13 protein-coding genes are annotated in these 14,939 nt (G+C 60.6%); 12 read left to right on the top strand and 1 reads right to left on the bottom strand.

From position 1 onward, the window contains the following. The first annotated feature begins 273 nt into the window (after nt 1-273). The 5 genes from PSEK12I1_RS0113030 (at nt 274) to PSEK12I1_RS24600 (ending at nt 5,752) form a co-directional block, all read left to right on the top strand. Complete coding sequence (locus tag PSEK12I1_RS0113030) at nt 274-1,071, top strand: PFL_4669 family integrating conjugative element protein (RefSeq protein WP_027601806.1); 798 nt, start codon at nt 274-276, stop codon at nt 1,069-1,071. Nucleotides 1,072-1,076: 5 nt separating this feature from the next. Further along, on the top strand, nt 1,077-1,652 hold the full coding sequence (locus PSEK12I1_RS0113025; RefSeq protein WP_027601805.1) for a DUF3158 family protein: 576 nt from the start codon (nt 1,077-1,079) through the stop codon (nt 1,650-1,652). A 1-nt stretch (nt 1,653) separates the two neighbouring features. Next, a complete protein-coding gene (locus PSEK12I1_RS0113020) occupies nt 1,654-2,118 on the top strand; it encodes a single-stranded DNA-binding protein (RefSeq protein WP_027601804.1) in 465 nt (154 codons plus the stop codon). Between the two features lie 503 nt (nt 2,119-2,621). Then, complete coding sequence (locus tag PSEK12I1_RS0113015; RefSeq protein WP_027601803.1) at nt 2,622-4,535, top strand: methyl-accepting chemotaxis protein; 1,914 nt, start codon at nt 2,622-2,624, stop codon at nt 4,533-4,535. Nucleotides 4,536-5,374: 839 nt separating this feature from the next. Further along, nucleotides 5,375-5,752 carry a hypothetical protein gene (locus PSEK12I1_RS24600; protein ID WP_155951373.1) on the top strand — a complete coding sequence of 126 codons (378 nt, stop codon included), beginning with the start codon at nt 5,375-5,377 and terminating at the stop codon, nt 5,750-5,752. On the opposite strand, the gene PSEK12I1_RS0113000 is transcribed toward PSEK12I1_RS24600, so the two are convergent. Beyond that, the gene (locus tag PSEK12I1_RS0113000) at nt 5,687-6,580 is read right to left on the bottom strand and encodes a hypothetical protein (protein WP_027601801.1); all 894 of its coding nucleotides are present in this window, start codon (nt 6,578-6,580) and stop codon (nt 5,687-5,689) included. The genes PSEK12I1_RS24600 and PSEK12I1_RS0113000 overlap by 66 nt on opposite strands. A 129-nt stretch (nt 6,581-6,709) precedes the next feature. On the opposite strand from PSEK12I1_RS0113000, the gene PSEK12I1_RS0112995 reads away from it, so the two are divergent. From PSEK12I1_RS0112995 to PSEK12I1_RS0112965, 7 genes are all read left to right on the top strand, one after another. Further along, nucleotides 6,710-7,909, top strand: coding sequence for a TcpQ domain-containing protein (locus PSEK12I1_RS0112995; RefSeq protein WP_027601800.1), 1,200 nt, complete (start codon nt 6,710-6,712; stop codon nt 7,907-7,909). Continuing rightward, nucleotides 7,906-9,639 (top strand): PilN family type IVB pilus formation outer membrane protein, encoded by a 1,734-nt coding sequence (locus tag PSEK12I1_RS0112990; RefSeq protein WP_027601799.1) that lies wholly within the window; start codon nt 7,906-7,908, stop codon nt 9,637-9,639. Before PSEK12I1_RS0112995 ends, PSEK12I1_RS0112990 begins: the two co-directional genes overlap by 4 nt. 4 nt (nt 9,640-9,643) lie before the next feature. Further along, the gene (pilO2, locus tag PSEK12I1_RS0112985) at nt 9,644-10,978 is read left to right on the top strand and encodes a type 4b pilus protein PilO2 (RefSeq protein WP_081737486.1); all 1,335 of its coding nucleotides are present in this window, start codon (nt 9,644-9,646) and stop codon (nt 10,976-10,978) included. Next, nucleotides 10,968-11,618, top strand: coding sequence for a type IV pilus biogenesis protein PilP (gene pilP, locus PSEK12I1_RS0112980; RefSeq protein WP_027601797.1), 651 nt, complete (start codon nt 10,968-10,970; stop codon nt 11,616-11,618). The genes pilO2 and pilP overlap by 11 nt, the downstream gene beginning before the upstream one ends. Before the next feature lie 10 nt (nt 11,619-11,628). Beyond that, on the top strand, nt 11,629-13,242 hold the full coding sequence (locus PSEK12I1_RS0112975) for a GspE/PulE family protein (RefSeq protein ID WP_177323752.1): 1,614 nt from the start codon (nt 11,629-11,631) through the stop codon (nt 13,240-13,242). Continuing rightward, on the top strand, nt 13,235-14,323 hold the full coding sequence (locus tag PSEK12I1_RS0112970) for a type II secretion system F family protein (protein ID WP_027601795.1): 1,089 nt from the start codon (nt 13,235-13,237) through the stop codon (nt 14,321-14,323). The genes PSEK12I1_RS0112975 and PSEK12I1_RS0112970 overlap by 8 nt, the downstream gene beginning before the upstream one ends. A 142-nt stretch (nt 14,324-14,465) precedes the next feature. Then, nucleotides 14,466-14,933, top strand: a complete 468-nt coding sequence (locus PSEK12I1_RS0112965) for a type 4 pilus major pilin (RefSeq protein WP_177323760.1) — start codon at nt 14,466-14,468, stop codon at nt 14,931-14,933. Nucleotides 14,934-14,939 lie beyond the last annotated feature (6 nt).

Below are 14,939 nucleotides of genomic sequence, written 5' to 3'. Positions count from 1 at the left end.
AAGCCCAAGGTGATTCCCGGGGAATCACTCACCCACTTGAAGCTCAAGGTGATTCCCGGGGAATCACTCATCCGGCCGAAGCCACAGGTGATTCCCGGGGTTTCACTCACTCCTCGAAAATCGATACTTCTTCTTTAGGCTTCGCCTTGTTGATAGGCGCCTGGAAAGCCTACCTGCAACCTCCTCGCACCCAAATACGGTTTTCCGCTGCCCTCCAGCGCCAGCCTCGGCACCCTGCCCGAGCGTCATCTCACAACCCAAGGAATCCTTCTCATGGCTGATACCTTCCAGCTAAATCTCGGCTCGCTCAGATCGAGCGTCAATCTCACCCTGCATACCCATCACGCCTCCCGCCTCTGGTTCGGTCGGCAGCGGTCCGACAACAAGCCCGGCATGATCGGCTTGTCCGGCTTCTCCAACATCATCAACCGCATCTCCGCCGGCGCCGCCAAGGACGATCCCTACTCAGATCTTTTCCTCATCATCATCGAGGACAAGATTGAGGAGTCGGAGCAGCAGCTGACCGCGATCGACGAGCGACTGGACCAGGTCATGGCCATGCTGCCTAAGCAGCTCGACGTGGGGACCAATCTGTCGATCCAGCCACTCAAGCTGCCGCTCTACTTGAACTCGCCGCTGGCCTTTAAGGGCGTGTACCTGCTCACCCGCTATGACGAGCTGGTGCGCCGGATCCTCCTGGCTGCTCATATCGGCTTGATCGACAACGGTTCCAAAGAGGCCTGGCTGGACGAAGGCGCCGCCGTGCTTCGTCGCCTGTACGGCGTCGGCCAGCGCTACAAGGGCTACAGCGGGGCGTCGCGCGACGACATCGCCGCCAACAATGCCCGCGCCACCAACGCCCAGCAGATGTACAGCTTCCTAGAAATGCCCAAGGACGTCCTGGAGGGCACCCGCCGTAGCAAGTTCGCACCGGCGATCCAGCGTCCCGGCGATGTCCCGGCTAGCTCCAGCAATGGCGACGAGGGCTTCGATGGCGACTCCGCCGACGAGGATGAGCATTTGGGCGCTATGACCAGCAACCAGAACATCAGCGAGATGAGTGAGGCCTGATCGCCATGGCACTGCAACAGTCCACTCAGGGTTCGAAAACTACAGACCTGCAACAGGCCGCCTTCCAGCCCCTGCAACAGGATGTCTTCGCGAACCTGCAACACGCTCCCTTCTACAAAGGGCTTTTAAAACCCTTTAAAGGTAAGGGAGCACTGGACCAATTAGCCGAGCAGTGCCGTTCCCTTGAAGCCGACCTGAACACCCTGGCCCAGGAGCGGATTCTCGCGCAGGCCCATCGCTTCCCCTTCACGCTCCTGCCGATCCGGATGACCCACCAGCACACCTCCGCTGGCCCAGTCTTTCTGCGCTGGCAGCAGAGTGGAACACGAAAGATGGGCGTGGGGCTCTGGGCGGACCTGTGCCGCCACGACCTGGTCACCGAAACGCTGCTCCAGGACCTGCACGCCATGGAGCTGCAGCGCATTGCTTTGAATATGCAGATCAGCCTGGTCCATGCCATCGGCCGGCAGGCCGCCGAGTGCGCCGAGAAGATGGCCCAGGCCGATGCCGTTTACACCGAACAGCTGCAACAGATCATCCAATCCCGCGGCGAAGACGCCGCATCCCAACAGGAGGCCTGACATGGGCACAGCAGTAGTATGGGAAGGCAACATCGGCTCCGCACCCGAGTACAAGCGGTTCCAGAAAGACAATCAGGATCCGCGGCACCTGCTTCGGCTGAACGTCTATTTCGATAACAGCATCCGCCTGCAGGATGGCTCCTACGAGGATCGCGGCGGTTTCTGGGCCAACGTCGAGCTCTGGCACCGCGACGCGGAAAGCTATAGCCGGCTGTACCAGAAAGGCTTGCGGGTCCTGATCGAAGGGCGGGCGGTCTTGGATACCTGGAAGGACGGCAACGGCGTGGAGCAAACGGCGATGAAGGTCCAGGCCAGCCGGATTGCGTTCCTGCCGCAACGCATCGAATCCATCACCATGGGCCAGGGTACGGCGCAGAGTCAGACGCGACCGGTTACCAACGGTTCAGCCCCTGCTCGCGCTCCGGCCTCAACCGGTGACGATTTCGACGATGACATTCCCTATTAGGACCCTCCGGGAAATTTCGCCGCCCTCAGCGTGAAGCTGCCGGAAGACAGGGCTCACCCAGCGTGGGCCTGTCGCTCCGGATTTAGCGCTGCCGGAAAAATGCGTCACTATGCCACGTAACGCTTCCAATCAGTGGATCACCAGTCCGCTGACCTAGACCGCTACATACGTGAGTTGAGGGCAAAGGTTTAGCATCACGCCGCCTGTCCATTCGCAAAGCCCAGCCGTCCATCGTGGCCGGGAATCTAAGCAATTTTTCACATCCTGGCGGTCATAGTGGTTCCAGAGCGCGACACCTCATGCAGTCATCGCGCTACCAGGCACACCCCAAATGAATGCTGCGTACGCAATCTCTTCGCGGCGGGCAAATTGCACCCTTCATCGGCTTTTCGAAAGGAAATCGAGCATTCGCACGTACCATTAGTTATCGCGATAACCAAATTTCCCGCGCGACCTTATCGGTTGCGTCTTTCCTTTCGAAGCTCTCTATCCAGGTAGTCCAAATGCATCAAAATGGCTGGAATCTCCTCAGCAATATCAGCGTAAGGGCCAAGCTAACGCTCGGGTTCTCTCTACTAATTGGCATGATCCTACTGGTGGCCTATACCGGCTGGCAGGCTACGGACACCCTGCGCGATCGCAGTGAGCGAATGGGCGACATCGCTGGCTTCAGCACCTTGGCTAGAGACATGCGCATTGAGCGTCTCGTGTACTTCGTTAAAGCCGATGACGGTCAGGCGGCTAAGTGGCTAGCAGCTCTGGATAGAACAGAAAAGCAGCTGCTCGCGATACAGCCAAACTTCAATTCGCCCGCGAACCTTGCCTTGTTAGCGGAAGCGGAATCCACCCTTAAAAAATATCGTGACTTCTACAACCAGACCGTTGCTGCGACCCGTGAGCGAGAAGCTACTCGCCAGACCGCATCCACTGCTGCAGAAGCTGCCAATGATCAACTTCAAGCACTATCCAAAGCAGCGAGCGCAGAAGGCGGTCGTTACGAGGATCGCCAGCTGGTCGCCGACCTCTTCCTCGGCGTACAACGGATGCGTGTCAACTTCCGTGGCTACGCCTCTCTGCCTAGCAAGGAAACCGAGGACGCAGCACGTAGTGCTATCACTACGGTGCTGACACAAATTAAAGGGCTCGAGTCTTCTACCCTTCCGAGTAGCGCTGTTCAGGCGTTGGCAGGCGAGGTCAGTGCCTATCAGCAACAGCTGCAGCACCTCATTGCGGAGCAGGCCGACGTTGATAAGGCGCAAGGCGGCATAACAGCGACCATCACAGCGATTCTCGCCACGGCTGACAAGCTGACCGCAATTCAAAATAACTCCCAGCTCTCCGATGTTGCCGGGGCGCGACAGATGCTTCTTCTGTGGCTCAGTGTGGCCATTGTTCTCGGCTTGCTGGGGGCCTGGCTAATCACACGCTCCATCGTGACGCCTTTGAAAGAGACCGTAGCGTTGGTCGAGGCAGTCGCCAGCGGCGATTTCACTCATCAACAGCAGGTCACTCGCAAAGACGAGCTGGGTACTCTGCAGGCCAGCATGCAACGGATGACCACTAATCTCCGTGGCCTGATTGGCGAAATGAAGGATGGCGTCGTTCAAGTAGCCAGCGCAGCTGAACAGCTGTCGGCCGTAACCGAGCAGACCAGCGCGGGGGTCCACACCCAGAAGGTTGAGACCGATCAGATCGCAACTGCGATGCAGGAGATGACTGCTACCACTCATGAAGTAGCTCGCAATGCCGGCGCGGCCGCAAAATCTGCTTTGGAGGCCAGCCAGCAAGCGGCTCAGGGCGATCAGGCCGTCAGCAAAGCTGTAACTCAGATTGAACTGCTGGCGAGCGAGATGGAGTCGACCAAATCCGCCATGGTAACTCTACGTAGCCATGCCGAAAGCATCGGCGGTGTTCTGGATGTCATCAAAGCCGTGTCTGAACAGACCAATTTGCTGGCTTTGAATGCTGCCATTGAGGCGGCTCGTGCTGGCGAGGCCGGTCGCGGTTTTGCGGTGGTTGCGGATGAAGTGCGTGGGCTGGCTCAACGCACCCGCTCTTCTACCGACGAGATCGCGCATCTGATCACCGGATTGGGCCAGAGTACAGACCGGATGGAGGAGGTTCTTGAGCAAAACATGCTGCTCACCGGCAGCAGCGTTCAGCTGTCGCGGGAAGCAGGCGACATGCTCAAAGGCATCACTCACTCGGTACGGACCATTAAATCCATGAACGAGCAGATTGCTTGTGCAGCGGAGCAACAGAGCGCCGCTGGAGAGGAGATCAGCCGCGGCGTGACCAACGTCCGCGACATTTCTGATCAGACAGCTGCAGCCAGCGAGGAAACAGCCTCTTCGAGCATGGAGCTCGCCCGTATCGGGGTACGCCTGCAAGAGATGACTAACCGATTCAAGGTATAGGGTTGGCCGAGCAGGTGGATCATTAGCCGGTACGCGATGCCTGCGAACGGCTAGCAAATCAATAAGCAGAGGACCAGTGGAAGAACTGCTGGCCCTCGTTACCTGACGAGCTTTCTACCCAGAACAAAGCCAGGTAAATTTCTATAAAACTATCTTCGCCTACCTGTGGGTATGCAAGGAGCTTACGTGGACCAAATCCACGGCGATAAGATAAAACTTCTCGGAATGGCGCTCGCCATGATGATAGTGGGCCTGGCAGCATTATTCATGGGGATCATGCTAGAACTTTCCGAGCCTGCCTATCCAGCATGTGCCAAGCCATAAGTGATCTCGGACTGCAATGAGCTCAGCCAACAACATCCAAATTTTTTATCACGTTTAGAGCGTGAGGTTTCGAAGTGCACTTGCTTATTAGGCCCCGTTTGTCCAGATGGGGGAGCAGTCATTCGTATGACACACCAGAGCTCAGGCAGAGCGTTTATCTCTGTGATCGACGTTCGGCAGTTGAGTGACATTCACTATGCTGCGGATGTGCTTGCACAAGCACACGCTCACCACACGTGCAGGTGAACCTTTAAATAGTAGAGTGTTGGTCTAAGCAAAGCGGTCTTAGATCAAGATTGTGCGGGGATCGCGAGGCTCTCATTGTCTGAGGCTGCTCAGCTCGCGCCGCTCGCTAACCTTTTTCACTCCGGATACGGTTTCCTACTGCTCTGCGGGTAACGTCCCGGTACCCTGAGCCCATCAAAATTGGGGCTTCACTGCATCCAGCTTAAGATTGGGAGGTCCTTCTGCCGATCTTGGAGCGAAACTGCATGGCCCCATCACAGGAGTGGGCCATGCAGTTTCGGGAAGAGCGTCAAGAAATCATCTGTACACACCGCTACAGCCTCATTTTGAAGGCACTCGTGCAGCTCGAGGAGCTCAGGCAGCTTTTGACTGCTTCGCTCAGCCTCAAGGACATCCTCAAGCCACAGATACTTGAGGAGCGACTGGTCGGCTTGATCAACGACTTTGCTCATAGCGCGATTGTGGAAGGCATCGTAGTGCCCAGGCTCATCCAGGACGCCGTACTGGATGAGCTTGAAATGAACCCCATCACGCTGGATGAAATCGACGCTGTTCTCAGCGCTCCGCTCAGCGCTACGTCCTTAGCCTATGTGCGCCTTCGCCATACTCAAGAGACGAGTACGCCGCAGACAGGTTCTGAGGAATAGGACCCCATCGAGCGATATGGATTGACGGTAAATCTCCCGATAGATATCAGGGACTCTAGGATTGGGGGTTTCGTTGACTACCAGAGTCACCGTTTGCTTTTCGGGCTGCTCCTTGGCTATCTCATGGTCGTGAAACGACAGGTACAGTTTGGAGGAGCGGTTGGTTGGAACATCGCCGGTCTTTTTCCTTGAAATGTACTGGCGCGCTCCCCGGGACGTAACCTCAAAGTCCTGACATTTTCCCGTGATCGCCGCAGCCAACCCTTGCTGACTCCTCATGACCTCGAATCCGGTCATGGCTTGAGCTTCAGTCAAGTAGGCGAAGGCTAGTGGCAGGTTGTATTTGGTCACCCCCGCATACTCAAAGGCCCTATTGGCGCCAAAGTCCTTCAGCATGTTTTCCCTCGCGTAATCTGGAAGGGCGAGCCCAATCCGCTTTTCAAGGAAATCGATCACCAGATCTGCATTCTCCAGAAAGAAGCGCTTCAGATCCGCTGCTACTGCCCCCGGGTGCTTTTTCCCACCTGCTCTATCGAGCCTTTGAGGATTGGCGAGGGGACAGATCTGGTAGCGCTCCTGACTGTATTCAGCCAAGCCAGCAACGTTGAAAGCCACATGTGCCGCATACAGCGTCTTGGCCTCTGTGTTTTTCACGATCCTATTGCGCAAATGGATAGGATTCTTACAGCTGGGGCACAGCGCATAGCACTTGGTTTCCCCATCGCGGATCTGCACATAGGGATGGGCCCGCTGGGTAGCCTTGTGGTAGCTCGACTCACTCAGACTGATAGGGTTATCTGGATCGCTCAGCACGCTGAAAACGTTCATGGAAATATTCCTAAAGGCAGTACGGCTGACTCAAATCTAACCTCTTTCCTTCCAGATACGGTTATCCCCTGCTTCTCTCGAGCTGCGCTGGCACCGTGAGCCCCACTACGAAATGGGGCCACACCGCACATGATCTGGAAGCTCACCATCCTCTCGCCGCTCGCCTTCGCCGTCGCATTGGCAGGCTGTGCTCAGCAGGAGCCTGCGCCCAGCGCACCCGGCCCCGACAGCTCGCGCAATCCGGAGCTGCTCCAGCCCGATCTCTATCCGAAAGGTGCTGTTTCAGAGCCCCAGGTGCGCTACGGCCGCTACACCCTGGTGAATACCGCGCCGGAGACCGAGCAGCGGGACCTGATGGCCCAGATCATCGACGTGAACATCCCAGCCAACATGAAGCCGACCGTTCGCGACGCGATGCAGTATGTGGTCAATCGCTCCGGCTACAGCCTGTGCGGTCCAGAGCAGGGCCACGTCAACATTCTCTTCACTCGCCCGCTACCGGCGGCGCAGTACAAGCTCGGGCCCATGAGCCTGCGCAACACCCTGCAGGTACTGGCTGGTCCGGCCTGGCAGGTCAAGGTCGACGAGGTCGTGCGGTCGGTGTGCTTCGTGCTCCGCCCGGGCTATCAATTGCCGGAAGGTCAGCGCTACGCCGCTGCGCCAGCAGCTCCCCCGACCACGGCCGCTGCCAAGCCTGTATCCACTGCCTCGAACTCGGTGGTGACTGTAGCCACTGTGCCCGCTACCGCGCCGCTGGAAACTCACACCGAACCGGCCAAGCCATCCACGAACGTAACCGCCGCACCGGCAGTCAAACCTATGCCCGCCGGCGCGGCGCTGACATCCGCGCCGGTCAAAGCGCCAGGAGAGTCCTTGCATGTCGGGCAATCTCCAAACGCTTCCCTGGCGAAGGGCACCTCTGCCAAACCTGCTGCTGTAGCGGCTTCGGCTCCTGCCAAGCCCTCTACCGCAGCCGTCACACTAGCCAAGCCGTTGCCCACAGTGGGCACTACGGCGGCCGGCGCCTACACCCTGCCTTCGGTTCGACTGACCGAGCCAGCCTCTGCCATGACCCAGACCTGGGATGCGCCCATTGGCAGCACGCTGCGGCAGTCCGTCGAGACGTGGGCCAAGCGCGCCGGCTGGCAGGTGGTCTGGGAACCCGATGACCTGGACTACCCCATCGAGGCCGCCCTGCACTTCCGCGGCACCTTCGCCGAGGCCGTTGCCCAGGTTTTCCCCCTCTACGAAGGCGCTCGCCGCTCCTTCATCGTCGATGGCAACTCCAGCCAGCGCATCGTTCATGTTTCCGAGAGGAAGAAGTCATGACCCGCCCCCTTCGCCTGAGCGCCCTGGCCGCGGCGCTCCTGCTCGCCAGCTGCTCGGTACAGCGGGTGGACGATTCGGCCCAACGTGCCGAGAACGATGCCGCCATGGCCAGCCAATACGCGGCTCTGCTGCGCAACCAGCAGCAACAGCCCAAGCGAGAGACGGTCGTGTTCAGCGACAAACCCTGGGTCTCCACACAACCGGTGGTGGCCAAACGTGGCATGCCCTCGGCGCTGGACTGCGAGCTGAGCTATCGGCCGTCCGGTAGCGTCGGCATCACCGAGATTGCCCAGTACATCACCAGCCAGTGCGGTATCGCCGTGTTGGTCTCGCCCGATGCACTCAATCCCAATGCCGCAGCGCCCAGCGCACAAACCGCCAGCACAGCACCGGCGCCGATCGGCAATCCCAGTCCGGATAGCCTGGCAGGCTTGCTGCCTGCAGGTGTCATCACCAACCCAGCGGCCATGGGCGCCGCGAGCTCGAGCGGTTCCGGCTATCGCGCGTCCGACTTCACCAGCCTGGCCAGCGGAAGCCAGGTCAGCGGCCTCAAATACAGCGGCAAGGCCTCCGGCCTGCTCGATGAGGTCACCGCGCGCCTGGGCTTGGGGTGGCGTTACTCGCCGGTAGAGCGCGCTGTGCGGATCAGCTACTTCGAGACGCGAGTCTTCGACGTCTGGTCCTTTGGTGACAAGCAGGTCATCGCCAGCACGGTGAAATCCGGGATGGCCACCGCCGCCGGTACCAGCGGCAGTAACTCGGGCGGATCGAGCACCAGCTCAGGTGTTTCGGGCGACTCGGGTAGCAACCAGAGCACGACGGTCACCCTGGAGTCCTCAATCCTGCAGGACATCCAGAACAACGTGAAAGCGATGCTCAGCGTCGCCCCGGCCGGGCGGATGTACCTGGCCCCTTCGACCGGGACCCTGACCGTAACGGATCGCCCTGAGGTGATCTCGCGGATTGAGGCCTACCTCAACAACACCAACCGCAGCATCACCCAACAGGTGCTGTTCAACGTCAAGGTCTTCGAGGTCACGCTGACTGACACGGACCAGCTCGGCCTCAACTGGGCGGCGGTCTACAAGTCGCTCAATACCAAATGGGGGCTCTCACTCTCCAATACCGTCTCCGGTATCAGTACCAGTGCAACTTCGGCGTCGATAGGGATCGTCAACACCGCTGATTCTGCCTGGGCCGGCTCCAATGCCATCGTCCAGGCGCTGGCCGAGCAAGGTCGCGTCTCGAACGTACGCTCTCCGTCGGTTACCACCCTCAACCTGCAGCCGGCGCCCCTTCAGATCGGCAACGTTCAGGGTTACCTGGCCTCCAGCCAGACGACGTCCACGGCGTCAGTTGGCTCCAGCACTTCGCTCACGCCCGGCACCATCACCAGCGGCTTCAACATGACCCTGCTGCCTCGTGTGCTCGAGCACGACGAGATGCTGCTCATGGTGTCGATCAACATGAGCAGCAAGCCGACCTTCCAGACCTTCACAAGCAACGGCTCGAGCGTCCAGCTGCCGGACTACGACGCCAAGTCGCTGTCGCCCAAGGTCAAGCTGCGCAGCGGCCAGACACTGATCCTGTCCGGGTTCGAAGAGCTCAGTGAGGATGCGCGCAGGACCGGCGTTGGCGACCCGGGCTTTCTGGGCCTGGGCGGTAGCCGCACGCGGACCTCGGGGCACAGCGTCCTGGTGGTGCTGATCACGCCGATCGTGACGGGCTGACCGTATGGCCATTGTCAGCACATCACCGGTCCCCCCGGCGCAGACTGCCCAGATCCTGAGCTACCACGACAAGAGCTTTGTCTCCGGTCTGCAATGGCATCCGTTGGGCAGTCTGACCGGCTACATGAAGGAAGCCCGGGAATACGGACGCCTGCACAAGATGGACATCGTCGCCATCCGGCGCACGCCCAATGTCATCCAGGCCGGCTTCGTCGCGCGCAGCGCCGGGGCCATGAAGGGGATGTACTCGCTGGCCGCAGCGCTGGCCGGACAGTTGGGCCAATCCTGGCTGGCCGCCTGGCAGGTGCCTGGCGATGAGCCTCGCTATGCACTGGTGGCCGTGATCGACGGCGCCGTCATTCCCGGTTACGACCTGGTGGGCTCGGCCACCGAGATTCAACGCAAAGTCGCGCAGCTCGAAAGCCGTGCGCTGACCTTTGATGAGACCTACCTGCCGATTGAATTCGGCCTCGGCGGCAAGCCGCTCGACATCGACGAGCTGTTGCAGCCAAGCAATTTGAAGCGCGACTACGCCCTCAAGCCGCTTGCTTTCGGGATGAGCAAAGGCGAGTGGATCCGCGTAGGGGTCCTCGGACTCATCGTGGTGACCGGGGTTATCGGCTACAGCCAGTGGGAGGCGCATAAGCGCGAGCAAAGGCGACTCGCCGCTGTCGCGGCCGAGGCTGCACGTCAGGCCGAACTGCAAGCGATCAACGAGCGCTCCAAGGAGCAACAGACCATTCAGGCCCTAGAGCACCCGTGGGCGAAGCGTCCGGGCGTGCCGGACTTTCTCCTGACCTGCAACGGCGCCATCGATAGGCTTCCGCTGTCCATCGCCGGCTGGCTGTTCACCTCGGCACAATGTGATGGCGTGTTGCTGTCCACCAATTACAAGCGCGACGGCAACAGCACGGCTTCAGCGTTTGTTGCGGCCACGCGTGGTCACTTCGCTGATGAGCCGGCCTTCTTTGACGAAGGCAATGGCGCCGCTCTCAAGCTGACCTTCGAGCCGCCATTGGCAGGCGACGATGAGCTGCTGCAGGCCACACCAGCCCTAGCTGATCTGACCTCTTGGCTGCATGGCCAAGGCCTGGCTCCGATCATCAAGGAAGTCCCGGTGGTCATTCCGGCGCCTCAGGCCATGCCTGGCCAGCCGGCCCCCCCTGCGCCGCCGCCCCCGGACTTCAAACACTTCGAGCTGACCTTCAATACCGCGCTACCGCCGGACATTGTCCTCAAGGACGTGCCCCACCAAGGCCTGCGACTGCGCGAGATCAAGACCCTTCTACAGAGCGATCAGCTGGCCTGGTCGGTGACCGGTGACCTCTATGTCAAATGACCTCTCCCTCGTCGTGCTCGGCGCCCTGATGCTTGCAGTGACCGCCCCAGTCATCGCTGCCGAGGCAAAGTCCTCCGACCCTGACGGCATCACCGTCGGCGAACTCTCCCGGGTGCAGAGCGAAACCATCCTCTACAAAGCCCAGGGCGAGCGTGCCAAGGCACTGCGCGAGATCAATGGTACTTCCGCTCAAGCCACCACCGCGCCTCAGCCCAACTACCTGTCGCAACCTGTTGTAACGCCCGCTAGCCGGGTGACTGGTGCGGCGGAGCAGACCGGCGTCGCTGAGCAGCTACCGGTTGTGAAACTGGTCTACGGCGCGGGTACAGCACTGCACGCCACCCTGCTCTACGCAGGTGGCTTCGAGATCGATGCCTCCCCAGCGTCGACCGATCTCCCCGGTGGCTACCGCGTGGCCAGCCTGAGCTTGGACAGCGTAGTGCTCAGCCGCGGCGGCAAACGCTATCCGCTGGGGTTCTCCAACCGTGCGCCCAGCTATCCAGTAGCCACTGTCGCGGCGGGTCAGGCCTCCGTGTTGCCAGTGACCGTCACACCGATGAATCCGGTAGCGCCGGTGCCAATACCCGCTCCAGCCCCCATTGCCCTTCCGGGCTCCGCGCCTACCGCCCTTCAACCCTGAGGTGACCTTGATGAGTTCGAGCAATCACGTTGTGTCCGCTGCGGACGAGCCGGAAGGCGACGCCAAGGCTATTGGCCAACGGTTGGCGGGAGAGCTGGTAAACGAGCTACTTCCGCTCCAGCCCCGTCGCGTCCTCACTGCCGAAGGCGCCCAATGGGGCTCGGTAAAGCCGGAACTGCGTCAGCTCCTGGCTCTGGTGGAAGGCGTACGTCCTACCGATCATGCTCAACTGCTCGTATCTGGTCAGCATCTGCGCGACCCTTTCGTCATGGCCTTCATGGGCGAGCTGGATCGTGCGGGTCTGGACTATCGCGTGGTACCCAGCACCCTGAGTGAGATTCACGCGCTGTACCAGGTCGCTACCACTCGCGGCGGCACTTCCACGGGACTCGACAGCACCTCTCGCCAGCAAGAGGTCATCCGCCTCCTGGGTGAAGCTCATAGCCGTGGGGCGTCGGACGTCCACTTCGTGGTCGGTCGTGAGATCACCCACATCCTCTTTCGCATTCATGGCCTGCTGACCGAGTACGGTCAAATTCAGAGTCACATGGGCCGCGAGCTCTGCTCAGCCTTGTATAACTCCATGTGCGACGTGGCTGAGGAGCACTACCAGCCCGAGATCAGCCAGGACGCCCGGGTTAAGCACGCTTTTGTGGCCCAGTTGGGTCTGTTTGGCGCGAGGGTTGCCTCGCGGCCTTTGGTGGAGGGGCCGCTCATGGTCCTGCGACTGCTCTATGACGAGAAAGCCAAGCAGTCCCTGGACGAGCTGGGCTTTCTGGCCGAGCAGATCGCCCTGCTCAATCGTCTGCGCGGACTTCCGTACGGCGTCATCCTCATTACCGGTCCGACCGGATCCGGTAAATCGAAGACCCTGCAGGTCACCCTGAATCAGCTGCATAGCGAGACCGACGGCACCCGCCACATTCTGTCCGTCGAAGATCCGCCCGAGTATCCCATCAAGGCCAACCAGTCGCCGCTGGGTCATGCCGAAACCTGGGACGGCGCCATCACCAACACCATGCGGCTGGATCCGGACATCCTCATGTATGGGGAAGTGCGCGACCTCACCACCGCCCAGGCGGCGTTTCGCGGCGGCATGACCGGTCACCTGGTCTTCTCGACCCTGCACACCAACAACGCGGTAGCGAGCCTGCAGCGGCTCATCGACATGGGCGCCGACCCGAGCCTGGTGACAGACCCTGCACTCATGTCAGGCCTCATCAACCAGTCGCTGTTGCCGGTGCTGTGCACGCATTGCGCCCAGCCGCTGGCCTCTCAACGCGACCAGCTGAACCCGGCCCTCATCGAGCGACTGGAACGGGTCATGGATACCGCGAAGGTCAGGCTGCAGGGTCCAGGATGTGCGCACTGCCGAAACATGGGCGTCTCCTCGCGGACGGTCGTCGCCGAGGTTCTGATCCCCAACCATCGCTTCATGCAGATCTTACGCGACCAGGGTGCCAGCGCGGCGAAAACCTACTGGGTCCGGGAAATGGGCGGGATCACAAAGATCAAGCACACCATTGGCAAGGTCGCTGCTGGGCTGATCGACCCCCGGATGGCGGAGACCATCATCGGGCCTCTGGACCTCGAGCTTTTCGTCTTGGAGCAGCCCAATGCTTAGTCGGATTCTGGACAGTTGGACGACCTTTGCCGATGCCTGGTACGCCAAGCAATTCGGTAGCAAGGAGCGCATCCAGTTCTACGAAAGCCTCTGCGCGCTCTTGGAGAACGGCGTCGGCATCGACGATGCCCTGGAAGAGCTACGCGGAATCTTCAGCGATGGCGGCAAAAAGCGCCGGGACCCTACCGCCTTGGCCACGGCCGGCATCAGCCAGGCCGTGCGAAACGGTAAGTCCCTGGGCGATGCCTGTCAGCGCTGGATGCCTTACCAAGAGACCGCAATCATCGCCGCCGGCGAGCGGTCGGGTGCCTTGGTGCAGGCCTTCCTGGACTGCGTGCAGATGATCGAGGCCCGGGGGCGGATCCTGTCCCTGATCCTGTCCGTGACCGTCTATCCCATCATGCTATGGGCAATGATGGCCTATCTGCTCCACGTCATCGCCTCGCGCATGGTCCCGGCCATGACCCGGGTCTCCAACCCCGAGGGCTGGACCGGCATCCCCTACCTGCTCTATCAGGTCTCCAGCTACGTCAACAATTGGGGCCTGCTCACCCTGATCGTGGTGCTGAGCGTCATTGTCCTTGCCATGGGGTCACTGCCCTACCTGACCGGACCGCTGCGCGTCAGGCTCGATCGCGTGCCGCCTTGGTCGATCTACAAGGCCCTACACGGCTCCACCTTCCTGCTCAACATCTCGGTGATGCTCAAGGCCAACATCAATCAGATCGAGGCCCTGCAATCCCTGCAGCGCGGCGCCACGCCCTGGCTGCGTGAGCGGCTGATCGCGGCCATCTACGGCGTCAATCAGGGCAAGAACTTCGGCGAGGCCCTGCGTCTGGCTGGGCACGAGTTTCCCGATAAGACCGCCGTCCAGTTCCTCTGCGTATTGGCGACCCGCAAGGGCTTCTCCGAAGCCATCCACCGGTTCAGCAATCGCTGGATCGAGCAGACGCTCAAGCAGGTGGAGCGCTACACCAAGGCGTTTCTCACCTTCTCGACCATCGCCATGGGGCTCTTGATGCTCCTGGTCGTCAGCGGCGCCTTCAGCCTGCAGAGCAACGTTGCCAGCCTCCACCACTAGACCCACCACCCAAGGAATCACCATGAGCCAACCCTGCACCAGCCTCACTCCCACGGATGTCGAAACGTCGCACAACACGGTCGAGTCCAAGCCATTTCGCCTGCCGCCGCGTCACCGGCAGCGTGGCGTCTTCAGCTTGGAAATGATGTTCGTCCTGATCATCGCCGTGGTCGCCCTGGGCTACATCATCTACAACGGCGGCAGCCTCATGGGCTCCCAGGATGTGACCAACGAGCAGTCCAACATCGGCACCCTCATCGCCAACACCCGTAAGCTCAAGGCCAGTAGCGGCTACGGGACGTCCGGTACCAGCCTGGTTTCCCAACTGGTGGCCAGCAAGGGCCTGCCCAACATGAGTGTCAACGGCAGCAACCTGTACAACGCCTGGGGCGGTTCGGTCACCGTGGTGTCGAGCGGCATGACCTTCACTATCACCGAGAACGCGCTGCCTCAGGATGCCTGCGTCACCCTGGCCACCAAGATCAGCCGCGGCACCAAGGTCACCACCGCCATCAACGGCGGCACCGCGGTCACCGGCGAAGTAGATCCCGGCACCGCCACCAGCGGCTGCAGCAAGGACAGCAATGTCGTGGCCTGGACGGTTTACTGAGTTCGC

The sequence above is a fragment of the Pseudomonas sp. MOIL14HWK12:I1 genome (assembly GCF_000510705.1).
Lineage (GTDB): Bacteria > Pseudomonadota > Gammaproteobacteria > Pseudomonadales > Pseudomonadaceae > Chryseomonas > Chryseomonas oryzihabitans.
This window is presented reverse-complemented; position numbering and strand designations above follow the sequence as displayed.